Here is a 22014-nt window from a genome sequence, read left to right as displayed (position 1 = left end):
GGAAGGTGCCCCGTCTTCCCACTTCAAAAGATGCTCATCAATGCTATCATTCGAGCATCTGTTGTGCGGATTTTGAAGTATGGATTGGGACCATCTGCGCATTTTCCTCGCCGTGGCGCGGCAGGGGCAACTTCTGGCGGCGGCGCGGCGACTGGGGCTGAACCATGCCACGGTGGCCCGCCGGCTCGATGCGCTGGAAGAGGCCCTCGGCGCCCCATTGTTCGACCGCCGGCCCGCCGGTTGCGTGCCCACCGATGCCGGCGAGCGGCTGTTGCCGGCGGCCGAGCGGGTGGAAGCGGAGATGCTGGGCATCGTCGAGGGTTTTCGCGACGCGGCGGCGGATGTCTCCGGCACGGTGCGCATCGGCGCGCCGGACGGCCTCGGCAACTACTTCCTCGCCGCGGAGCTGGGCGCGCTCACCGCCCTCTATCCGGACCTGGTGGTGGAACTGGTGCCCCTGCCACGCACCTTCTCCCTGTCGCGGCGGGAGGCGGATCTCGCCATCGTGCTCGACCGCCCGATGGAAGGCCGGCTGCTGGTCTCGCGGCTCATCGACTACACCCTCTCGGTCTATGCCGCCCGCGCCTATCTGGATCGCCACGGCACCCCCAGGAGCGTGGAAGACCTCGCCGGCCATGTGGTGGTGACGGGGGTGGAGGACCTCGCCTATGCCTCGGCGCTGGATTATTCCGGCGTGCTGGAGAAGCACGGGCGCAGCCGGTTCCGCTGCGCCAGCGTCATGGGCCAGATGGAGGCGGTGCGGGCGGGGGCCGGCATCGGCGTGCTGCACGATTTCGCCGCCGGCCGGCATCTGGAGGCGCAGGGCCCGGATGCGCTGGTGCGGATCCTGCCCGGAATCGGCTTCCGCCGCTCCTATTTCCTCCTCGCCCACCCCGACACGGCGCAGGTGCGGCGCATCGCAGTGCTGCGGGATGTGCTGGCGCAACGCTTCCGCGCCGAGCGCGCCCGCTTCATCATCCCATGAAGATCGCGCGGTCTGCGCGGATGGTGGCGGTGATGGCCTCCAGCACCGCCCGCACCCGATTGAGGTGCTTGAGATCGTCATGCACCGACACCCAATAGCTGCGGGTGAGGCGGAAGGCGCCTTCCAGCAGCACCTCAAGGTCCGGATGGGCGGCGGCAAGAAACGCAGGCAGCACCCCCAACGCTGCTCCGCTCAGCACCGCATTCACCTGCGCGATGACGCTGGTGGAGCGGATGACGGGCGTCACCTCCACCCCCGCCTCCAGCGTGGAGAAATCCAGCGCGCGGGTGAACAGCAGCTCCGGGATATAGCCCGCGAAGACATGGCCCTGAAGCTCCGCCGCCGTGCCCGGCCGGCCCCTGCGGTCGAAATAGGCCTGCGTGCCATAGAGTTCCAGGGTGTAGTCCGTGAGCTTCTTGACGCTCACCTGACCGGCGATGGGCCGATCCAGGGTGATGGCGATGTCCACCTCTCGGCTTGCCAGCGAATAGGCGCGCGGCAGGGCGACCAGTTCGGTCTCCAGCTTCGGGTTTTCCGCCGACAGCGCCGCGAGGCGAGCGGCCAGATAGCCCACCCCCAACCCTTCCGGCGCGCCGATGCGCACCCGCCCCGCCACCTGCATGTCGGCCTCGCCCAGGCCGACGATCTTGCGCAGGACGATGGATTCCATCTCCTCTGCCGCCTGGGCCAGCTTCTGGCCCTGCTCGGTGATGACAGTGCGGCGGCCGGCGCGGGCAACGAGAGGCGCCCCGACCTCTTTCTCCAGCCGGGCGACGCGGCGGCCCACCGTGGTATCGTCGAGCCCCAAAGCACGCCCGGCCCCCGCCATCCGGCCGGTGCGCGCCAGCTGGAGGAAGATGCGCAGATCGTCCCAATCCATGGCCTGGGGATCCCTCGCCAATTGCTGCAATTTTGCAGAATGGATCCGACTTTATCGGCCTTGAGTGCAAATCTGCAAGCTGGGATCAAGTCGAAACCCAGCGCGAGGAGGAACGCCAGATGCAGCGCCAGAACGAACCGGCCGCCGAACGGCTGGAGGGGGATTACGACTATATCGTCGTCGGCGCCGGCACCGCCGGCTGCATCGTCGCCAACCGGCTGTCGGCGGATGCGCGCAGGCGCGTGCTGATCCTGGAGGCCGGCGGCCACGACAACTGGATCTGGTTCCACATTCCGGTGGGCTACCTGTTCGCCATCGGCAATCCGCGTTCGGACTGGATGTTCAGGACCGTCCCCGAGCCCGGCCTGAACGGGCGGTCGCTGGCCTATCCGCGCGGCAAGGTCATCGGCGGCTGCTCCGCCATCAACGCCATGATCTCCATGCGTGGGCAGGCGGCGGACTATGACCACTGGCGCCAGTTGGGCCTTGCCGGCTGGGGCTGGGACGACGTGCTGCCCGCTTTCAAGGCGCTGGAGGACCATTTCCTCGGCGCCAGCGACATCCACGGCACCGGCGGCGGCTGGCGCATCGAGGCGCCGCGCATCGCCTGGCCCGTGCTCGACAAGGTGGCGCAGGCGGCGGGCGAGATGGGCATCCGTTCGGTGCCCGATTTCAACACCGGCGACAATGAGGGCGTCGGCTATTTCCATGTGAATCAGAAACGCGGCCGGCGCTGGTCCTCGGCTCGCGGCTTCCTGAAACCGGCCCTCTCCCGCCCCAACCTGCGTCTGGAAACGCAAGTGCTGGTGGACCGTCTCGTCATCGAGAACGGCCGGGCGGTGGGCGTGCGCTATATGCAGAACGGCCGGCTGATGGAGGCCCGCACCCGTGGCGAGGTGATCCTTTCCGCCGGCTCCATCGGCTCCACGCAGGTGCTCCACCGCTCCGGCATCGGCCCCGGCGAATGGCTCTCGGAACTCGGCATCGAGACCGTACGGGACCGGCCGGGAGTGGGCCGAAACCTTCAGGATCATCTGCAACAGCGGGCGATCTACAAGGTTTCCGGCATCCGCACCCTGAACGAAACCTATTATTCCCTGCCCCGCCGCGCGCTGATGGGGATCGACTACGCCCTGCGCCGGCGCGGGCCGCTCACCATGGCGCCGTCCCAGCTCGGCATCTTCACACGCTCCGACCCGAGTCAGGAGCGGGCCAACATCCAGTTCCATGTGCAGCCGCTGTCGCTCGACAAATTCGGCGAGCCACTGCACCGCTTCCCGGCCATCACGGTGGCGGCCTGCAACCTGCGGCCCACCTCGCGCGGCGTGGTGCGGCTGACCTCCATGGCGTTGGACGCCGCCCCGCAGATCGCCCCCAATTATCTCGCCACCGACGAGGACCGGCAGGTGGCGGCGGACGCCATCCGCGTCACCCGCCGCCTCATGCGCCAGCAGGCCCTCAGCCCCTACCGGCCGGAGGAATATCTGCCCGGCCCTTCGGTGGGCGAGGATGATGCGTCCCTGGCCAAGGCGGCCGGTGATATCGGCACCACCATCTTCCACCCCGTGGGCACGGCAAAGATGGGCCGGCCGGACGATCCCATGGCGGTGGTGGACGAGCGGCTGCGCGTCTACGGGATCGACGGGCTGCGCGTCATCGACGCCTCGGTGATGCCCACCATCACTTCGGGCAACACCAACACCCCCACCGCCATGATCGCCGAGAAGGGCGCCCGCCTCGCCATCGAGGATGCGGCGCAGGGCACATCCACCGCCACCGCGGCGGCGTGAAGCCCGCGCGGCGCTTGAGCGACACCCTCTCGGCACCGGTCAAAGACCGGTGCTGTCGGTCAGAGGCCCCTCACGTCCTCAGGGCGCGGCGGAGCACCTTGCCGGAGGGGGTGTGGGGCAGCTCACGCACGAACACATAGGCGCGCGGGCGCTTGTATTCGGCGAGGTGCCGGGCGGCGTGACGGGCGAGTGCGTCCGCATCGCCCACCGCTCCCTCGTGCAGCACCACGAACGCGGTGATGACCGAGACCTCGCCGGATTTTGCTTCCGTCACAGCAACTTCAGCGACGGACGGGTGGTCGGCCAGCGCCCGCTCCACCTCCTCCGGCGCCACCCGATAGCCGAACGCGTTCATCTGGTCGTCGGAGCGGCCTTCGTACCAGAGGTAACCGTCGGCATCGAAGCGGGCGAGGTCGCCGGTGAGGAACCATTCGCCGCGCATCACCGCCGCCGTCTCCTGCGGCAGGCCCCAATAGCCGAGCATCAGGCCGGGGTCGGAACGGTGGACGGCGAGGATACCGGTCTCCCCGGGAGGTAGCGGCTGATCGGCCGAATCCGCCGCCGCGTCCGAAGGCAGAACACACACCTTCCGCCCCGCCTGCGGCTTGCCGGGACTGCCGGCGCGCGTTGGTACGCCTGGGCCGGACGAGATGTAGGTGGAGATTTCGCTCATGCCCAGCGCCTCGTAAAGCGGGCGGCCGGTAGCCCGGGTCCACTCGCCATAGAGCGTGGGCTTCAGCGCCTCGCCGGCGGTAAGCCCATGGCGCAGCGCGGGAAAACGGCTGGGGGTGACGGACCCATATTTCAGGATGCGCCGGTAGAGGCCGGGGACGGCGGCAAACAGGGTGGCCCCCGTCGCTTCAAGGAGATCCGGCCAGGCTTCGGGCGGGCGCTCGCCCAGATGGACGATGCTGGTGGCCCCCGCAGACCATGGGTCCATCAGCCCAGCGCCCAGGGTGTAGGTCCAGTTGAAGGCCCCGGCGTGGAACAGAAAATCGCTCGCCGAAAGCCCCAGCCACCCCTCCCGCATGGGCCTTCGGCCGAGCACCACCCGCTGGGCATGGGCGACGCCCTTTGGCCGTCCGCTGGTGCCGGAGGTGTAGACGAGGAAGGCGAGATCGTCCGCCTTCGTATCGGAAACTTCGGCAGGATCGGCCTGTTCGAGTTCGGCGATCTCACCCCGCCCGAGCACCCGCGCCGCGCCCGGATCGGAGGGCATGGCGCCGGAGCCGTCGCCCACCACCAGCAGCGCGCCGGAATCGGCGAGGATGAGGTCCACCTCGTCCTGGGTGAGCAAAGTGGACGTGGGGATCGGCGCGAGCCCCGCCGCGATGGCGCCGAAGAACAGCAGCGGAAAGTGGGAGGTGTTGCCCACCCGCAGCAGCACCCGCGACCCGCGCGGCAGGCCATAGCCGGCAAATCCCCCGGCCATGCGCGCCACCGCCGCGCGCATCTCGCCATAGGTCCAGGTCTCGATGATGCGCCCGCTGGGGCCCTCCGCCACCAGCAAGGCGGGCTTGGCCGCATCCGCCCCCTGGTGGAGGCAGTAGCGGGCGAGATTGAAGGGGCTATCGGGCAAGGCGTCGCTCATGGTGCGATCATGGACCAGCTTCAGCCGCGCTGGCCAGATGACGCGCCGCCGCGACCGACGGCGGGCCCCTTGCGCTTATACCATCGGCCTCGGTCTTTGACCGATGCCAAGTGGGTACGCTCAGGCGCCGCGCGGGCTTGACCAACGGCCAATGAGTCAAGCTCACAGGCCATTGGTATCACGCGAGCGCGCCGCAGCCCGGCGGCAGCAGGGTGTGGAAATCGGTGCGGCGCTGATAGGCATCGCCGGCCTTCAGCAGCACCGGATCGGCATAGGGCCGGCCTACCAGCTGGAAGGCGGCCGGCAGGCCGTTGGCGGTGAAGCCGCACGGCACCGACAGGCTGGGCAGGCCGAGATAATTGATGCCCCGCGTGAACGCCGCGAGGCGCCCCACCACGGCGGCGATATCCTCCGGCGGGCCGGCGGTGGTCTCGGCGATGCTGGGCACCGCCACCGGAAGGGTCGGCATGTGCACCATGTCCGCCGCACCCATGGTGGTGGCGAGCCAGTCGCGCGTCACGCTGGCGCGCATCATCAGGGCTTCCGCGTAGCGGGTGGCCGGCAAAGCGAGGCCGGGCAGCATGCGGGCGCGTACCTGCGGGCTGTAGTCCTGCGGCCGCTCGGTGAGCCAGCGGCGATGGAGGGTGGACATCTCCACCAGCATCACCACCTGCATCAGCGCGTTCACCAGCGCCATGTCGGGCGGGCTGGTCTCGATGAGCTGCGCGCCCGCGTCCTTCAGCACGGCGCGGCTGTCGTCCATGAGCGCGGCGATCTCCGGCGTCGCCAGCTCGCGGTAATAGCCGGACGGCACAGCGATGGTGAGGCCCTTGAGGTCCCCCTTATGCCCGCCCTCGAAATCGAGGCGCGGCGCTGGCAGGGTGGCACCATCACGCGGGTCGGGACCGGCGATGGCCGTCATCATGCGCGCCGCATCGCGGGCGGTGCGGGTCAGCGGGCCGATGGTGTCGAGGCTCGGCGCCAGCGGCATGGCGCCGTAAAGCGGCACGAGGCCGTGGGTGGGCTTCAGCCCCGTCACCCCGCACATGGCAGAGGGATGGCGGATGGAGCCGCCGGTGTCCGATCCCAGCGCCCCCGGGACCATGCGCGCCGCCACCGCCGCCCCCGAGCCGGACGAGGAGCCGCCAGCGCCATAGGCGGTGTTCCACGGGCTGAGGCCATGGCCGTAATGGACATTGAAGCCGGTGGGCGAGAGCGCGAACTCGGCAAGGTGCAGGGAGCCGAGGTCCAGCGCCCCCGCCGCATCCAGCCGCTCCAGCACGCTTGAGGTCACATCCGGCACGAAATCCTTGCGGATCAGCGAGCCGCCGGTGGCGACGCGGCCGGCGCGATAGAGCAGGTCCTTGTGCGCCAGAGGCACGCCGGCAAGCGGCCCCAGCTTGTCGCCCCGTGCCCGCGCGAGATCGACCGCGCGCGCCGCCTCGCGCGCCCGCTCGGGCTCGATCTGCATCACGGCGTTGTAGCGCGGGCCGAGGGTTTCAAGCCGCTGCAGCGCCTCCTCGGCGAGGGCTTCGGACGACACCGAGCCATCGGCCACGGCGTCCGCCATCTCGACCACGCCGAGGGTGAAAAAGCCGCTCATTCGCCCGCCCCCGAGTTGGTTTCTTCGCTGGTCTTCTGGCTGGTCGTCAGGCCGGCGGCGATTTCGGCGCACAGGGTGGCGAAGCTCCAGGGCGCGGCGTCGAAGGCGAGGCGCTGGCCAGCGCCGGCCGCCACACGGGCATTGAGATCGCCGGCCAGCGCGGCAACCGCCCGCGCCTCCGTCTCGGTCAGCGTGATGCCATTGTCCGCGCTCACGCGGGCGGCGATGTCGTCTTGGGTCATGGGCGGGTTCCGGGGCAGCGTGTGACGAGCGCGGACAGCGCGTGGGCGGGATTCGCCACGAGTGTAGAGGCGGCATCGGGCGCGGAGAAGGCGGCGCCGTGGGCAGGTGATCGCGGTTGGCCACGAAGCGCCGCCCTGTCCTCCGCTCCCGCGTGCGGGCGGAGAGGGGGCTCACTCTCCATCCCGTCACCCTCCGGCTTGACCGGCGGGTCCATCTCCCTGCTTCCCCAGCCCCACCGCGTCGTCCCGGCGGGGCCATGGGCCGTCCGGTCAAGCCGGACGGCGACGGTGGGATGGTGCGAGGGCCGGCGGTGAACCTTCCCCTGCAAGCGGGAGAAGGTTTTACGGCGCGCCCGGCCGGAGCAGCCGCAGACGGGCCAGCCACGCCCGCCGCCCCCGCGATCTTTATGAGATTCCTATGCCGCCGCTACGGCATCCCTCTCGAATCTTGATCCAGTTGGGGCCAGCTTCAGGCCCGTGAGGCGAGCGCTCCGCCAGCCGGCGCCGCGCCCTCCCCCGACACACGGAACGGACCGGAAAGCCAAACTCATGCTGGACCTTCTGATGCTCGCGCTGGGCCTCGGCTTCTTCGCCGTCGCCATCGGCTACGGCCACCTCTGCGAGCGGCTCTGAACGAAAGATCTTTCGTGCCGAAATCCGGGGCGGCCTCGCGCTGCCGCCGGATCAAGTCTTGTGCGCCCACCCGGCGCACCAAGGAGAACTTCCATGGTCTTTGATTATGCGCTCGGCGGTCTCGTGACCGCGGGGCTTCTCTTCTACCTCACCTTCGCGCTCCTCAATCCCGAGCGGTTCTGAGGCATCCTCCCATGACACCCAATGGACTGATCCAGATCGCCCTGTTCTGCCTCGTCGTGCTGATGCTGACGCGGCCGCTCGGCGGCTACATGACCCGCGTGTTCGCGGGCGAACGCACGTTTCTCTCCCCCGTGTTCGCGCCGGTGGAAAAGCTCATCTACCGCCTCGGCGGAGTGGATGCGACGCGCGAGCAGCATTGGCTCACCTACACCATCGCCATGCTGCTGTTCCACGTGGGCGGCTTCCTCCTGCTCTATGCGCTCATGCGGGTGCAGGACCTGCTGCCCTTCAATCCGCAGGGCATGGCGGCGGTGGCCCCCGACCTTGCCTTCAACACGGCCATCAGCTTCATCACCAACACCAACTGGCAGAATTACGGTGGTGAAAGCACGATGGGCTACCTCGTGCAGATGCTGGGGCTCACCCACCAGAACTTCCTGTCCGCCGCCACCGGCATCGTGCTGGGCATGGCGCTGATCCGCGGCTTTTCCCGCGCCTCGGCGCAGACGGTGGGCAATTTCTGGGTGGATATCACCCGCTGCACCCTCTACGTGCTGTTGCCCATCTGCGTGGTTTTCACCCTGGTGCTGGTGTGGCAGGGCATCCCGCAGACGCTGGGCCCCTATGTGGACGCCGCGACGCTGGACGGCGGCAAGCAGACCCTCGCGCTGGGCCCGGTGGCCTCGCAGGTGGCCATCAAGATGCTGGGCACCAACGGCGGCGGCTTCTTCAACGCCAATGCCGCCCACCCGTTCGAGAACCCCACCGCGCTCTCCAACTTCCTGCAGATGGTCTCCATCTTCGCGCTGGGCGCGGCGCTCACCAACGTGTTCGGCCGCATGGTGGGCAACGAGAAGCAGGGCTGGGCCATCCTCGCCGCCATGGGCGTTCTGTTCGTGGCCGGCGTCGCAGTGACCTACTGGGCCGAGGCCGCCGGCACGCCGGCGCTCAATGCGCTGGGCCTTAACGGCGGCAACATGGAGGGCAAGGAGCTGCGCTTCGGCATCCTTGCCTCCGCCTTGTTCGCGGTCATCACCACGGCGGCGTCCTGCGGCGCGGTGAATGCCATGCACGACAGCTTCACGGCGCTCGGCGGCATGATCCCGCTCATCAACATGGAGCTGGGCGAGATCATCGTCGGCGGCGTGGGCGCGGGCCTCTACGGCATGCTGCTGTTCGTGGTGGTCACCATGTTCGTGGCCGGCCTCATGGTGGGCCGCACGCCGGAATATGTGGGCAAGAAGATCGAGGCCAAGGAAGTGAAGATGGCCATGCTCGCCATCCTCATCCTGCCCCTGATGATGCTGGGCTGGACGGCGGTGGCGACAGTATTGCCCTCGGCTGTTGCCTCCATAAACAATCCGGGACCGCACGGCTTCTCGGAGATCCTCTACGCCTTCACCTCGGCCACCGCCAACAACGGCTCGGCCTTCGGCGGACTCACGGGGAATACCTTCTTCTACAACCTGACGCTGGCCTCCTCCATGTTCGTCGGCCGCTTCCTCATGATCGTGCCGGCCATGGCGCTGGCGGGGGCGCTGGCGGCGAAGAAGACCGTGCCGGCCTCGGCGGGCACCTTCCCCACCACCGGCGGCCTGTTCGTGGGGCTGCTGGTGGGCGTCATCCTGATCGTGGGCGGGCTCACCTTCTTCCCGGCCCTGTCGCTCGGCCCCATCGTCGAGCATCTGGCGGCGGCGGCCGGGCAGAGCTTCGGCGCGGGAGGCTGACATGGACCACCACCCCCCGCCCGCCCGGCCCCGCGCCGGGCGGGAGCCCAGGGCGCGCCGCATGCCGCTCTCGGCGTCCGAACTCATCCTGATCGTGTCGGTCGCCGCCCTCGTGCTCGCGGCCGCCATCCAGGCCGTCATCGCGCTGGCGCTGAACGTCGCAACCCACTGACACCTCTTCCCGGGAGTGCCTCCATGGCCAGATCCCATTCCGTAAGCCTGCTCGACCCCGCCATCCTCCTGCCCGCCGTCGGCGCCTCGTTCCGCAAGCTCGATCCGCGCGCGATGGTGAGGAACCCGGTCATGTTCGTGGTGGAGGTGGTCGCCCTCCTCACCACCGTGCTGTTCGTGCGCGACCTCGTCACCTCGGGCGGCGGCCTCGGCTTCTCCTTCCAGATCATCCTGTGGCTGTGGTTCACCGTGCTGTTCGCCAATTTCGCCGAAGCGGTGGCGGAGGGGCGCGGCAAGGCGCAGGCGGAATCACTGCGCCGCACCCGCACCGAGACCCAGGCCAAGCTGCTCACCGGCGAGGGCGACGCCTTCCGCACCGTGCCCGGCACCTCACTGAAGGTGGGCGACGTGGTGCTGGTGGAGGCCGGCGACATCATCCCCTCCGACGGCGAGGTGGTGGAAGGCGTCGCCTCGGTGAACGAGGCCGCCATCACCGGCGAGAGTGCCCCTGTGATCCGCGAATCCGGCGGCGACCGCTCGGCGGTGACCGGCGGCACCACGGTGGTCTCCGATCATCTCAAGGTGCGCATCACAGCGGCGGCGGGCGCGACCTTCCTCGACCGCATGATCGCGCTGGTGGAAGGCGCCGAGCGGCAGAAGACGCCCAACGAGATCGCCCTCAACATCCTGCTCGCGGGCATGACGCTGATCTTCATCTTCGCCACCGCGTCGATCCCGAGCTTTGCGTCCTACGCGGGCGGCTCCATCTCCGTGGTGGTGCTGGTGGCGCTGTTCGTGACCCTCATTCCCACCACTATCGGAGCGCTGCTCTCGGCCATCGGCATCGCCGGCATGGACCGGCTGGTGCGCTTCAACGTGCTCGCCATGTCGGGCCGCGCGGTGGAGGCGGCGGGCGACGTGGACACCCTGCTGCTCGACAAGACCGGCACCATCACGCTGGGCAACCGGCAGGCCGCCGCCTTCCACCCGGTGCGCGGGGTGAGCGAGCAGGACCTGGCGGACGCCGCCCAGCTCGCATCGCTTGCCGACGAGACCCCCGAAGGCCGCTCCATCGTGGTGCTGGCGAAGGAGAAATACGCCATCCGCGGCCGCGACATGGCGAGCCTGAACGCCCATTTCGTGCCCTTCACCGCCCAGACCCGCATGAGCGGCGTGGACGTGGACGGAAGCTCCGTCCGCAAGGGCGCGGTGGATGCCATCCTGTCTTATGTCCAGGGCGGCAGCAGCGCCGTCACCGCCTCCGGCGCGGTGCAGAATGTGCGAACGCTGGTGAGCCAGGAGGCCATCCGCGAGATCAATGCCATCGCCGAGGAGATCGCCAAGTCCGGCGGCACGCCTTTGGCCGTGGCGCGGGACGGGCGACTGCTCGGCGTCATCCATCTCAAGGACATCGTGAAGGGCGGCATCCGCGAGCGCTTCGCCGAATTGCGGCGCATGGGCATCCGCACGGTGATGATCACCGGCGACAACGCGCTCACCGCCGCCGCAATCGCCGCCGAGGCGGGGGTGGACGACTTCCTCGCCCAGGCGACCCCGGAAGCCAAGCTGCGCCTCATCCGCGATGAGCAGGCCAAGGGCAAGCTGGTGGCCATGTGCGGCGACGGCACCAACGATGCCCCGGCGCTGGCCCAGGCCGACGTGGGGGTCGCCATGAACACCGGCACTGTGGCGGCCCGCGAGGCCGGCAACATGGTGGACCTCGACAGCGACCCCACCAAGCTCATCGAGATCGTGGAGATCGGCAAGGCGCTGCTGATGACGCGCGGCTCGCTCACCACCTTCTCCATCGCCAATGATGTGGCGAAGTATTTCGCCATCATCCCCGCCATGTTCGTGGCCTTCTACCCGCAGCTCGGCACGCTGAACGTGATGGGGCTGGCCTCGCCCCAAAGCGCCATCCTGTCGGCCATCATCTTCAACGCGCTCATCATCATCGCCCTCATCCCGCTGGCGCTGAAGGGCGTCGCCTTCCGGCCCATCGGCGCGGCGGCGCTGCTGAAGCGCAACCTTCTGATCTACGGCCTCGGCGGCATCCTCGTGCCGTTCGTCGGCATCAAGGCCATCGACCTTGCGGTCACGGCCCTTCACCTGGTTTGAGGAAACACCCATGCTGAAAGAACTTCGCCCCGCGTTCGTCGTGCTCATCGCCCTGACGGCGCTCACCGGCCTTGCCTACCCGCTCGCCATGACCGGGGCGGCACAGGTGCTCTTCCCGAGGCAGGCCAACGGCAGCCTCGTCACCCGCGAGGGGACCGTGATCGGCTCGGCGCTGATCGGCCAGAACTTCACGTCCGCGCGCTATTTCCACGGCCGGCCGTCGGCCACCACCGACGCCGACCCGGCCGACGCCACCAAGACCATTCCCGCGCCCTATAATGCGGCGAACTCCATGGGTTCGAACCTCGGCCCCACCAACCCGGCGCTGGCCGACCGGGTGAAGGCCGACCTTGACGCCCTCAGGGCCGAGAACCCGCGCGACCCGGTGCCGGTAGACCTCGTCACCGCCTCCGGCAGCGGGCTCGACCCCCACATCTCGCCCGAGGCGGCCCTGTTCCAGGTGCCGCGGGTGGCCAGGGCGCGCGGCCTCAACGAGGGCGTGGTGCGCCGGCTGGTGGAGGAGAGCGTGGAGGACCGCACCCTCGGCCTCCTCGGCGAGCCGCGCGTGAACGTGCTCGCCCTCAACCTCGCCCTCGACAAGGCGCGCCCGCAGTGACAGACCGATAGGCCAAGCCCACGCGGCGCTTGAGCCTGAAGGCAATGGATCGGGCTGTCACACGCCCGGATCCCGGAGGAGGCCATGCCCGACGACCGTGCCGCTCCCGTGCGGCCTTCGCCCGATGCCCTGCTCGCGGCCGCCGAGCAGGAGACGCGCGGCCGCCTGAAGATCTTCCTCGGGGCTGCGCCGGGCGTCGGTAAGACCTACGAGATGCTCGCCTCCGGCCATGCCCGCCGCAACGATGGCGCGGACGTGGTGATCGGCGTGGTGGAGACCCACGGCCGGCGCGAGACCGAAGCGCTGGTGGCCGGCCTCGAGGTGATCCCGCGCCGGAGCATCCCCTACAAGGGACGGTTGATCGAGGAGATGGACCTCGACGCCATCCTCGCCCGCCGCCCGGCCCTGGTGCTGGTGGACGAGCTGGCCCACACCAACGCCCCGGAGAGCCGCCACGCCAAGCGCTACATGGATGTGGAGGAGCTGCTGGCGGCGGGCATCGATGTCTACACCACGCTGAACATCCAGCATGTGGAGAGCCTCAACGACGTGGTGGCGCAGATCACCCGCGTGCGGGTGCGAGAGACGGTGCCCGACGCCATCATCGACCGCGCCGACGACATCGAGGTCATCGACATCACCCCCGGCGACCTCCTCCAGCGGCTGAAGGAGGGCAAGGTCTACGTGCCCGAGACGGCGCGGCGAGCGGTGGAGAACTATTTCTCCCCCGGCAACCTCACCGCCCTGCGGGAACTCGCCCTGCGCCGCACCGCCGAGCGGGTGGACGAGCAATTGCTCTCCCACATGCGTGCCCATGCCATATCCGGCCCGTGGGCGGCGGGGGAGCGGGTGCTGGTCTGCCTCAGCGAGGACCCGCGCAGTGCCGCGCTGGTGCGCTACACCAAGCGCCTCGCCGACCGGCTGCGGGCGCCGTGGGTCGCGCTCTACGTGGAGACCGAGCGCGCGCTGCGGCTCGACACCGCCGAGCGCGACCGCATCGCCGATTTCCTGCGGCTGGCGGAGCGCATGGGCGGGGAGGCGGTGACCATCCCCGGCGGCACCCGCATCGCCGATGATGTGCTCAGCTACGCCCGCTCCGCCAACGTGACCCATATCGTCATCGGCAAGTCGGACCGCTCCCGCTGGTTCGAGATCCTCCACGGCTCCGTGGTGCACGACCTCGTGCGCCGCTCCGGCAACATCTCGGTCCACGTCATCGCCGGGGACAAGGAGACGCCCGCGCCCGGCCGCTCAGGGGCCGCCGTGCCCACCGCCCGGCGGGAGACGTGGCCCTATCTCGCCAGCCTTGTCATCGTCGCGCTGGCGACCCTTGTCGGCTTCGGCCTCCAGAAGGTCCTGGCGCTGCAGAACATCGCGCTGGTGTTCCTCACCGCGGTGCTGGTCAGCGCGGTGCGCTTCGGGCTGGCGCCGGCCTTGGTCGCCTCCGGCGCCGCCATGCTGGCGTTCAATTTCTTCTTCATCCCGCCGCTCTACACTTTCACCATTACCGATCCGGAGAACGTGGTCGCGCTGTTCTTCTTCCTGGTGGTGGCCATCATCGCCTCGAACCTCACGGCGCGGGTGCGCGCCCAGGCGCTGGCGGCGCGGGCGCGGGCCAAGACGGCGGAAGACCTCTACCTGTTCTCCAAAAAGCTCGCCGGCGCCGGCACCCTCGACGATTTGCTCTGGGCCACCGCCTTCCAGATCGCCTCCATGCTCAACGTGCGAGTGGTGATCGTGCTGCCCGATGGCGACACCCTGACGGTGAAGGCCGCCTACCCGCCGGAAGACGCCATCGACGCCGCCGACCTTGCCGCCGCCCGCTGGGCCTTCGAGAACAACCGCTGGGCCGGGCGCGGCGCCGATACCCTGCCGGGGGCCAAGCGCCTGTTCATGCCCATGCAGACCGGGCGCGGCGCGGTGGGGGTCATCGGCATCGACCGCGACAAGGAGGGACCGCTCCTCACCCCCGAGCAGCGGCGGCTGATGGATGCGCTGGCCGACCAGGCGGCGCTGGCGGTGGAGCGGGTGAACCTCGTCGCCGACGTGGAGAAGGCGAAGCTGGACGCCGCCACCGACCGGCTGCGCACGGCGCTGCTCACCTCCATCTCCCATGACCTGAAGACGCCGCTCGCCTCCATCATGGGCGCCGCCGGCACCCTGCGCAGCTTCTTCTCCGCGCTCACCGAGGAGGCGCGCTCGGACCTGCTCTCCACCGTCGAGGAGGAGGCCGAGCGGCTCAACCGCTTCATCGCCAACCTACTCGACATGACCCGGCTGGAATCCGGCGCCATCGTGCCCAATGCCGGCCTCTGCGACGTGAGCGAGGTGGTGGGCAGCGCGCTCGACCGCGCCCGGTCCATCCTGCGGCATCATCGCCTGGAGATCGACCTTGCCCCGGACCTGCCGATGCTGAGCATCGATCCCGTGCTGTTCGAGCAGGCCCTGTTCAACCTCCTCGACAATGCCGCAAAATATGCGCCGGAGGGCGCGCTGGTGCGCATCGAGGGCTGGTCCGACGGCGCCTTCGTCACGCTCCGCGTGCTGGACGAGGGGCCGGGCATCGCCGAGGAGGATCGCGAGCGGGTGTTCGACAAATTCTATCGCGTCCGCAAGGGCGACCAGGTGCGGGCCGGAACGGGCTTGGGGCTCGGCATCAGCCGCGGCTTCCTGGAGGCCATGGGCGGCACCCTCACCGCCGACGGGCGGCCCGACCGGCGCGGCGCCGCCTTCACCATCCGCATGCCGGTGCCGCCCCAGGCCCGCGCGCTGAAGGCGTTGCCATGAGGGACGCACCATGAAAGACGCGTCATGAACGGCGTGAAGCTCCTCGTAGTGGATGACGAGCCGGCCATCCGCAAGCTGCTCAATGCCGGGCTGTCCACCCAGGGCTATGACGTGACCAGCGCCGCCACCGCCGCCGAGGCCATTGCCCGCGTCACCGAGGCCCGGCCCGACCTCATCATCCTCGACCTCGGACTGCCCGACATGCCGGGCCGCGACCTGCTCGCCCGCTGGCGTGCCGAAGGGCTGGATGCCCCCGTGGTGATCCTCTCCAGCCGCACCGACGAGGCCGGCATCGTCGAGGCGCTGGAGGGCGGGGCGGACGATTATGTCACCAAGCCGTTCGGCATGAACGAGCTGATCGCCCGCCTGCGCGTCGCCCTGCGCCACCGCCTCCAGCAGCAGGGGGAAAAGCCCCTGTTCAAGGTGGGCGACCTGTCGGTGGACCTGGTGCGCCGCATCGTCCGGCTGAAGGAGCGGGAGGTGAAGCTCTCGCCCAAGGAATACGACATCCTGCGCCTCATGGTGCAGCATGCCGGCCGGGTGCTCACCCACGCCTTCATCCTGCAAAAGGTGTGGGGCAGCGCTTATGACGTGCAATATCTGCGGGTCTATGTGCGCCAGCTGCGGCAGAAGCTGGAGGACAACCCCGAGCAGCCGCGCTACATCCGCACCGAGACCGGCGTCGGCTACCGTCTCGCCGAGCCGGACTGAGCTGTGGCTGTCGATCGGGTGAACTGCACCCGGAACGGCAGCCGTCTCGACACGAATTCGCGATTTCGTTCGACAAAATCCTGCTCTAGGCTCGTCCGGCTTCCCCGGGGCCGGGCCGATCCATGATCCCTCCCACCAGCTTTGTCACCGTCGCGCGGCGCGCGGCTCCTCCCGCCCACAGGCGGGGGGCGGCATGAGTCTGCGCTACGACCTGCAATCGCGCCCGCCGCTGGCAGTGCTCGCCGCCTCCATCGCCCAGCACATGGGGCTGATGGCGGTGACGCTGGTGTTCCCGGTGCTGGTGGCGCAAGCCGCCGGCGCGGATGCGGCGACACAGGCCAATTACCTTGCGCTGGCCATGCTCGCCATGGGTCTGTCCACCCTGTTCCAGTCCTGGGGCGGCCGGCTGCCGGGGCTGCCGCGGGTCGGCAGCGGCTTCCTGCTGCCGGCGGTATTCACCGCCGCCTACCTGCCCGCCGCACTGCTGACCGCCAAGACCGGCGGGCTGTCGGCGGTGGCCGGCCTCACCATCGCGGCGGGGCTGACCCAGATCACCCTCAGCCGCTTCATCAGCCGGCTGCGGCCGTACCTGCCTATCGAGATCGTCGGGCTGGTGGTGCTTTTGATCGGCATCATACTGGGGGTGGTGGCGTTCAAGCTGGTGGTGGGACTGGGGCAGGAGCGGCCCCTGTCGGGCGACGGCACCGGCGCCGCCGTGCTGGCGCTGGCGGTCATGATCGGCCTTGCGGTGTGGGGCACCGCCCGGCTCAAGACCATGGCGGTGCTGGTGGGCCTGGCGGTGGGAACTGCCTTCCATGTGGCGTGGAGGCTCGCCGACCCCTCCGGCATGTCTGCGGCCGATGCGGTGCCGGTGACCGCCCTTATGCCCTCGTTCGCCAGCTCGCTCGGCTGGTCGCTGAACTGGCCGCTGGTGACGCCGAGCTTCAGCCTCGGCCTGCTGCCGGGCTTCCTGGCGGGGGCGCTGGCCTGCACCCTGCGCGGCTTCGGCGACATGGTGGCGAGCCAGCGGGCCAACGACCGTGACTGGAAGCGGCCGGACTATGCCAACATCGAGGCCGGCGTGCTCGCCGACGGACTCGGCACGCTCATGGCCGGCCTGCTCGGCACCATGGGTCTGAACACCTATTCCGCCAGCGTCGGGCTTTCGGTGGCGACGCAAGTGCTGGCGCGCCGGGTGGCCCTGGGCGTGGGCTTCGCCTGGATCGCCCTCGCCTTCCTTCCCGGCGCATCGGCGCTGGTGCTGGCGATTCCGCGCGGGGTGCTGGGGGCGGCGCTCTTGTTCGCCTCCGCCTTCATCGTGCTGTCCGGCGTGTCGATCCTCGGCCAGAGGATGCTCGATGCGCGGCGGACCATCACGGTGGGCCTCGGCTTCCTGCTCGGCCTGTCGTTCGACCAGTTGCCGGCCTTCTATTCCCAGCATCTGTCGTCCGAATTGCAGTCCGTGGTCAGCTCCTCGCTGATCCTCGGCCTGTTCACGGCGCTGGCGCTGAATGCCCTGTTCCGCATCGGCCGGCGCACCACGCTCCGGACGCACTGGGAGCCCGGGACCGGATTTTCGACCCTGCGTCCCTTCCTGCTGGACACCGGCGGCGTGGAAGGCGCCCGCGCCGATGCCGTCGCCCGCCTGGTGCAGTTGGCCGAGGAATTCAGCACCGCCGCCCCCGCCCTTGTCGAGGGGGCGGTGGAGGTGGCGGCGACTTTCGACGAGCACCAGCTGAAACTGGCCTTCACCTGGGCCGGCAGGCCCCTGGAGGCGGGCCCCGCGCCCAGCCTGGACCCGGAGGTGGACGAGGACGCGGTGATGAACGGCATCGTTCTGCTGCTGATGACCCGCCTCTCCGACCGCCTCACCCGCCGGGTGCTGGCGGACGGCCGGCACGAGCTGGTGTGCGTGGTGGACCAGTAGGACTTCACAAAACGGGGGCGGCACCGGCGCGCCGCCCCCTCATTTCACGCCGCGAGCCCTCGGGCCAGCTCCATGGCCTGCCGCTCGAACAGGCGGCGATAGAGGCCGCCCTCGCGCTGCACCAGGGCATCGTGGTCGCCCTCCTCCACGATCCGCCCCCGGTCGAACACCAGCAGGCGATCGAGGGAGCGCACCGTGGACAGCCGGTGGGCGATGACCAGCGTCGTGCGCCCCACCATCAGCCGCTCCATGGCCTCCTGGATGGCCGCCTCCGATTCCGAATCGAGGCTGGAAGTGGCCTCGTCCAGGATCAGGATGCGCGCATCCGCAAGGAAGGCGCGGGCGATGGCGATGCGCTGGCGCTCGCCGCCGGAGAGCTTCACCCCCCGTTCGCCCACCAGCGTGCCGTAGCCGCGCGGCATGCGCTCGATGAAGCCAGAGGCATTGGCCAGCTCCGCCGCCCGCCGAATCTCGGCAAAGGAGGCGTCGGGACGGCCATAGGCGATGTTCTCCATCAGCGAGCGGTGGAACAGCACCGGCTCCTGCTGCACCACCGCGATGGCCCGCCGGAGCGAGCCCTGCGTCACCGCGCGCACATCCTGCCCGTCCACGGTCACCCGGCCCGAGGTTACGTCGTGCATGCGCTGGATCAGCTTCACGAACGTGGTCTTGCCCGAGCCGGAATGGCCCACGAGGCCCACCCGTTCGCCGCCGTCGATGGTGACGTTCAGGTCCTCGAACAGCCGCGCGTCATGGCCGCGATAGTGGAAGGTGACGTGCTCGAAGGCGATGCGCCCGTCCACCATCTTGATCGGCACGGCATCCCTCGCATCGGCAATGGCCACGCTCTGCTGGTGGATCTCCACCAACTCCTCCAGCTCGTTGAGCGAGCGCTGGAGATTGTGCACATGCATGCCGATGTCGCGCAGGTAGGAATGCACGACGAGGTAGGTGGTGAGCACATAGGCGATGTCGCCCGCGCTCGCCGCGCCCTGCCGCCACAGCATCAGCGCCGTGCCGATGATGGAGGCCTGCAACGCCACCAGCGCCATCAGCTGCGCCGTGCCGGCCCAGGTGCCCGCCATCCAAGTCCGACGGGTGCGGCCGTTCCACTTGGCGAGCACGCGGGCAAGCCGCGCCTCTTCCCGCGCCTCGGCGCCGAAGCCCTTCACCACCGCGTTGCAGCCCACCGCGTCCGCCAGCACGCCGCCGACGCGGGTGTCCCACGCATTGGAGAGGCGGGCCGCCGGCGCCACGAAGTTCAGCGACAGCACCAGCGTCAGCGTCACGAAGGCTACCGCACCCACCGCCACCACGAGGCCCATCACCGGCCAGTGCAGGCCCAGCAGGATCGCCGATCCGGCCAGCGCCACCACGGAGGGGAACAGCGCCACCAGCAGGGTGTCGTGGAGCACGTCGAGGGACCACATGCCGCGCGAGATCTTGCGCACGGTGGAACCGGCGAACGTGCTCGCATGCCAGTCCGCCGAGAAGCGCTGGACGCGGGCGAAAGCATCCGCCGCGAGGTCCGACATCATGCGCAGGGTGAGCCGCACGAGGGCGACATAGGTGAAATGCCGGGCGGTGACCATCACTGCGCCGAGGGCCACGATGGCGAGGAAGGCTGCCGTCGCCGCCCGCCATGCCGCCTCCCGGTCCGCGAGCGCGAGCGCGCCGATGAGCCGGCCGGCGAACAGCGGCACGAACACTTCCGCGAGCGTCGCGACGAGCACGGCGGCGGCGGTGGCGGCGATCACGCCCTTGCGGCGCCGCCAGTGGCCGAGGAGGAAGGCGAAAACGGCGCGGAAGGACACCCCGCGCTTGTGGGTCTGGAAGAGCGACATGACATGTTCCCGGCCGCGCGAAGTCATGCGCGAGGCATGTGCGAAGGGCCGGTCCCTGGTTCGGACAAGGAGAAGCGGCGCAAGGCGCGCCGCGTCGGATGAGGCGGAGGAAGGTCGGGCGTCACTGTCCCCGCCGGCCTCGAGGCCGGCGCGGGGCGGACCACGCGCGCTGGAAGGAGGGCCGGCCTAGCGGCGGGGCCGCCGGGAAATCGGGCGCCTGGGAATGACGTCGGTGTGGTGGGTGCGCCGGACAACGCCGCGCGCCACACCCGCGCCGATAACGGCACCAGACGGAACGCTTCCAAACGGGGCGCGCGCAAGCCCGCCGTAGCAAAGCCTTGGATTGGCCAGCCTTGCGAGGGATGGCGCGTCGGACATGGAATGCTTCATGGACACGACCCTCCCTTCTTCACCTGCCGTTAGGATAGCCCGGCCGAAACCGCTCGTCGAGCCGGCGCCGGTTCCCACACCCATGGCCGATCTGCCGCGGCACGGGGTCTTTCACCGGCGCGCATCAGAGGCTAAGGTCGCGGCGCTTTTTTGAACGCACACGGGCGGAACCATGGCGGACACCGGCATTCCCCACTTCTGCAACGACCTCGGCGTCACCCTGATCGAGGTGGGCAGCAAGGAATTCATGTGCGTGGGCGCCAAGCCGCCGTTCGACCACCCGCACATCTTCATCGACCTCGGCGGCGACACCGAGGCGGTCTGCCCCTATTGCTCCACGCTCTACCGCTACAACCCGGCCCTTGCCGCCGGCGCGGCCAAGCCGGAAGAGTGCGAGTGGCACGACACCCCGGCGGCCACCGCCGCCTGACCGAAAGCTGATCCGCCGGCTCCCCGCGCGGAGCCGGATGCCGCCATGGCCGACCCCATTCCCTTCGCGCCTGTCCCCTTTCGGCCACAGCCCGTCCGCGCGGCGCGCAGTGCCGTCGTGGTGGGGGCGGGAATCGGCGGGCTTGCCGCCGCCATCGCCTTGGCCCGCGCCGGCCTCACGGTGCAGGTGGTGGAGCAGGCGAAGAAGCTGAAGGAGGTCGGCGCCGGCCTCCAACTCACCCCCAACGCCACCCGCATCCTGCGCGATTTCGGCCTGCTGAAGCGCCTCGAGCAGGTGGCGGTGGCCCCGCGCTCCCTGGACGTGCGCGACGGGCGCAGCGGCGCCACCATCACCCGCGCCCATTACGGACCGGCGGTGACGCGCTACGGCGCGCCCTTCCTCGTGGTACACCGGGCGGACCTGCAGAACCTGCTGGCCGATGCGGCCCGGGAGGCAGGCGCCATCCTGACCCTCGGCTCCGACCTGACGGCGGTGGAACCCTCCTTCGGTGGCGTGCGCGCGGTGGTGAAGCAGGGCGACACCCTGCTGGCCCATGGCGCCGACATCCTCGTCGGCGCCGATGGCGTGCGCTCTGCGGTGCGCGCCCATCTCGGCGTCAAGGACCCGCCGGTGTTCGCCCGACGCCTTGCCTTTCGCGCCACCGTGCCGGTGCCGGCGCGCCATCCGCCCGACGTGCGGCTCTATCTCGGCCGCGACGCGCATCTGGTGGTCTATCCGGTGAAGGGCGGCGAGGTGCTCAACCTCGTCGCCATCGTCAAGCAGACCGAGCCGGTGGCCCGCTGGAGCGCCCCCGGCGACAGCGCCGCCGTGCATGCCGCCTTCGCCTCCTGGACCGGCGAGGTGCGCGCGCTCTTGGAAAGCGCCTCCCATTTCCTGTGCTGGGGGCTCTACGACATCGATCCCCTGCCCCGCTGGGGCTCCGGCCGGGTGACGCTTTTGGGCGATGCCGCCCATGCCATGCTGCCCTTCCTCGCCCAGGGCGCGGCGCAGGCCATCGAGGATGCGGCAAGCCTTGCCGGCGCGCTCACCCGTGAGAACGACGCCGCCGCCGCCCTGCGCGCCTATGAGAGCGAGCGGCGCGGCCGCACCGCCCGCATCCAGGGCGAGGCGCGGCGCAACGGCATGATCTACCACCTCTCCGGCGCGCCCCGGATCGCCCGCGACCTGGTGCTGCGCCGCCAGGGCCCGGCCCTGCTGGACCGCTACGGCTGGATCTACGGCGCCTGAGGGGCCGGGCCGGTACGGGCATCGCCGCCCGCCCTCTGGACCTTCCCCCACGGCCGTGGTATCGGCCCGCCTCTCTCTCGAGGAAGATGTTCTCGTGCAGGACGTGATGGTCACCCGCCTTCAGCGACGACGACAGGA

At 69.7% G+C, this 22014-nt stretch carries 17 protein-coding genes; 12 read left to right on the top strand and 5 right to left on the bottom strand.

All coding sequences use genetic code 11. The features are described from left to right. The first annotated feature begins 79 nt into the window (after nt 1–79). Nucleotides 80–985, top strand: a complete 906-nt coding sequence (locus V5F66_RS09165) for a LysR family transcriptional regulator (protein WP_394093692.1) — start codon at nt 80–82, stop codon at nt 983–985. Here the strand turns inward: V5F66_RS09165 and V5F66_RS09160 are convergent. Beyond that, the gene (locus V5F66_RS09160; RefSeq protein ID WP_394051506.1) at nt 975–1865 is read right to left on the bottom strand and encodes a LysR family transcriptional regulator; all 891 of its coding nucleotides are present in this window, start codon (nt 1863–1865) and stop codon (nt 975–977) included. The genes V5F66_RS09165 and V5F66_RS09160 overlap by 11 nt on opposite strands. A gap of 119 nt (nt 1866–1984) precedes the next feature. Here V5F66_RS09160 and V5F66_RS09155 point away from each other — a divergent pair, with 119 nt between their 5' ends. Further along, entirely contained in the window at nt 1985–3655 is a 1671-nt protein-coding gene (locus V5F66_RS09155) for a GMC family oxidoreductase (RefSeq protein WP_394093691.1), read from the top strand. Nucleotides 3656–3725: 70 nt separating this feature from the next. Here V5F66_RS09155 and V5F66_RS09150 read toward each other — a convergent pair whose 3' ends face one another. The 3 genes from V5F66_RS09150 to V5F66_RS09140 all read right to left on the bottom strand — a co-directional run bounded on the left by V5F66_RS09150 (nt 3726) and on the right by V5F66_RS09140 (nt 7091). Further along, nucleotides 3726–5246, bottom strand: a complete 1521-nt coding sequence (locus V5F66_RS09150; protein ID WP_394093690.1) for an acyl-CoA synthetase — start codon at nt 5244–5246, stop codon at nt 3726–3728. A gap of 178 nt (nt 5247–5424) precedes the next feature. Beyond that, entirely contained in the window at nt 5425–6849 is a 1425-nt protein-coding gene (locus V5F66_RS09145) for an amidase (protein WP_394093689.1), read from the bottom strand. Next, complete coding sequence (locus V5F66_RS09140) at nt 6846–7091, bottom strand: hypothetical protein (RefSeq protein WP_041575711.1); 246 nt, start codon at nt 7089–7091, stop codon at nt 6846–6848. The genes V5F66_RS09145 and V5F66_RS09140 overlap by 4 nt, the downstream gene beginning before the upstream one ends. Nucleotides 7092–7817: 726 nt before the next feature. Between V5F66_RS09140 and V5F66_RS09135 the strand changes: the two genes are divergently transcribed. The 8 genes from V5F66_RS09135 (at nt 7818) to V5F66_RS09100 (ending at nt 17964) form a co-directional block, all read left to right on the top strand. Further along, entirely contained in the window at nt 7818–7907 is a 90-nt protein-coding gene (locus tag V5F66_RS09135; protein WP_041575709.1) for a K(+)-transporting ATPase subunit F, read from the top strand. 11 nt (nt 7908–7918) lie between these two features. Next, complete coding sequence (kdpA, locus tag V5F66_RS09130) at nt 7919–9634, top strand: potassium-transporting ATPase subunit KdpA (protein ID WP_394093688.1); 1716 nt, start codon at nt 7919–7921, stop codon at nt 9632–9634. A gap of 1 nt (nt 9635) precedes the next feature. After that, the gene (locus V5F66_RS09125) at nt 9636–9806 is read left to right on the top strand and encodes a hypothetical protein (RefSeq protein ID WP_394093687.1); all 171 of its coding nucleotides are present in this window, start codon (nt 9636–9638) and stop codon (nt 9804–9806) included. A 23-nt stretch (nt 9807–9829) separates the two neighbouring features. Then, nucleotides 9830–11923, top strand: coding sequence for a potassium-transporting ATPase subunit KdpB (gene kdpB / locus V5F66_RS09120; protein WP_394008031.1), 2094 nt, complete (start codon nt 9830–9832; stop codon nt 11921–11923). Nucleotides 11924–11933: 10 nt separating this feature from the next. Continuing rightward, on the top strand, nt 11934–12539 hold the full coding sequence (locus V5F66_RS09115) for a K(+)-transporting ATPase subunit C (protein WP_394093686.1): 606 nt from the start codon (nt 11934–11936) through the stop codon (nt 12537–12539). A gap of 84 nt (nt 12540–12623) precedes the next feature. After that, on the top strand, nt 12624–15326 hold the full coding sequence (locus tag V5F66_RS09110) for a DUF4118 domain-containing protein (RefSeq protein ID WP_394093685.1): 2703 nt from the start codon (nt 12624–12626) through the stop codon (nt 15324–15326). Between the two features lie 24 nt (nt 15327–15350). Further along, nucleotides 15351–16037, top strand: coding sequence for a response regulator transcription factor (locus V5F66_RS09105; RefSeq protein ID WP_012115211.1), 687 nt, complete (start codon nt 15351–15353; stop codon nt 16035–16037). A 193-nt stretch (nt 16038–16230) separates the two neighbouring features. Next, nucleotides 16231–17964 (top strand): uracil-xanthine permease family protein, encoded by a 1734-nt coding sequence (locus V5F66_RS09100; protein WP_394051519.1) that lies wholly within the window; start codon nt 16231–16233, stop codon nt 17962–17964. A 44-nt stretch (nt 17965–18008) separates the two neighbouring features. Here the strand turns inward: V5F66_RS09100 and V5F66_RS09095 are convergent, their stop codons facing one another. Next, nucleotides 18009–19808, bottom strand: a complete 1800-nt coding sequence (locus tag V5F66_RS09095) for an ABC transporter ATP-binding protein (protein WP_394093684.1) — start codon at nt 19806–19808, stop codon at nt 18009–18011. A gap of 562 nt (nt 19809–20370) precedes the next feature. Here V5F66_RS09095 and V5F66_RS09090 point away from each other — a divergent pair. Continuing rightward, entirely contained in the window at nt 20371–20628 is a 258-nt protein-coding gene (locus V5F66_RS09090) for a zinc-finger domain-containing protein (RefSeq protein WP_012115208.1), read from the top strand. Between the two features lie 45 nt (nt 20629–20673). After that, nucleotides 20674–21876: an FAD-dependent monooxygenase gene (locus V5F66_RS09085; RefSeq protein ID WP_394051523.1), complete on the top strand. Its 1203-nt coding sequence runs from the start codon at nt 20674–20676 to the stop codon at nt 21874–21876. Nucleotides 21877–22014: the final 138 nt, after the last annotated feature.

It is taken from the genome of Xanthobacter versatilis (assembly GCF_043193975.1).
GTDB lineage: Bacteria > Pseudomonadota > Alphaproteobacteria > Rhizobiales > Xanthobacteraceae > Xanthobacter > Xanthobacter autotrophicus_E.
The sequence above is the reverse complement of the archived record's forward strand: the minus strand, read 5'-3'. Positions and strand labels throughout refer to the sequence as shown.

What these genes read in the sequence shown, in the direction of transcription:
- V5F66_RS09165 (WP_394093692.1), top strand. Translation starts at nt 80, where the DNA reads ATGGATTGGGACCATCTGCGCATTTTCCTCGCCGTGGCGCGGCAGGGG.
- V5F66_RS09160 (WP_394051506.1), bottom strand. Translation starts at nt 1,865, where the DNA reads ATGGATTGGGACGATCTGCGCATCTTCCTCCAGCTGGCGCGCACCGGC.
- V5F66_RS09155 (WP_394093691.1), top strand. Translation starts at nt 1,985, where the DNA reads ATGCAGCGCCAGAACGAACCGGCCGCCGAACGGCTGGAGGGGGATTAC.
- V5F66_RS09150 (WP_394093690.1), bottom strand. Translation starts at nt 5,246, where the DNA reads ATGAGCGACGCCTTGCCCGATAGCCCCTTCAATCTCGCCCGCTACTGC.
- V5F66_RS09145 (WP_394093689.1), bottom strand. Translation starts at nt 6,849, where the DNA reads ATGAGCGGCTTTTTCACCCTCGGCGTGGTCGAGATGGCGGACGCCGTG.
- V5F66_RS09140 (WP_041575711.1), bottom strand. Translation starts at nt 7,091, where the DNA reads ATGACCCAAGACGACATCGCCGCCCGCGTGAGCGCGGACAATGGCATC.
- V5F66_RS09135 (WP_041575709.1), top strand. Translation starts at nt 7,818, where the DNA reads ATGGTCTTTGATTATGCGCTCGGCGGTCTCGTGACCGCGGGGCTTCTC.
- kdpA (WP_394093688.1), top strand. Translation starts at nt 7,919, where the DNA reads ATGACACCCAATGGACTGATCCAGATCGCCCTGTTCTGCCTCGTCGTG.
- V5F66_RS09125 (WP_394093687.1), top strand. Translation starts at nt 9,636, where the DNA reads ATGGACCACCACCCCCCGCCCGCCCGGCCCCGCGCCGGGCGGGAGCCC.
- kdpB (WP_394008031.1), top strand. Translation starts at nt 9,830, where the DNA reads ATGGCCAGATCCCATTCCGTAAGCCTGCTCGACCCCGCCATCCTCCTG.
- V5F66_RS09115 (WP_394093686.1), top strand. Translation starts at nt 11,934, where the DNA reads ATGCTGAAAGAACTTCGCCCCGCGTTCGTCGTGCTCATCGCCCTGACG.
- V5F66_RS09110 (WP_394093685.1), top strand. Translation starts at nt 12,624, where the DNA reads ATGCCCGACGACCGTGCCGCTCCCGTGCGGCCTTCGCCCGATGCCCTG.
- V5F66_RS09105 (WP_012115211.1), top strand. Translation starts at nt 15,351, where the DNA reads ATGAACGGCGTGAAGCTCCTCGTAGTGGATGACGAGCCGGCCATCCGC.
- V5F66_RS09100 (WP_394051519.1), top strand. Translation starts at nt 16,231, where the DNA reads ATGAGTCTGCGCTACGACCTGCAATCGCGCCCGCCGCTGGCAGTGCTC.
- V5F66_RS09095 (WP_394093684.1), bottom strand. Translation starts at nt 19,808, where the DNA reads ATGTCGCTCTTCCAGACCCACAAGCGCGGGGTGTCCTTCCGCGCCGTT.
- V5F66_RS09090 (WP_012115208.1), top strand. Translation starts at nt 20,371, where the DNA reads ATGGCGGACACCGGCATTCCCCACTTCTGCAACGACCTCGGCGTCACC.
- V5F66_RS09085 (WP_394051523.1), top strand. Translation starts at nt 20,674, where the DNA reads ATGGCCGACCCCATTCCCTTCGCGCCTGTCCCCTTTCGGCCACAGCCC.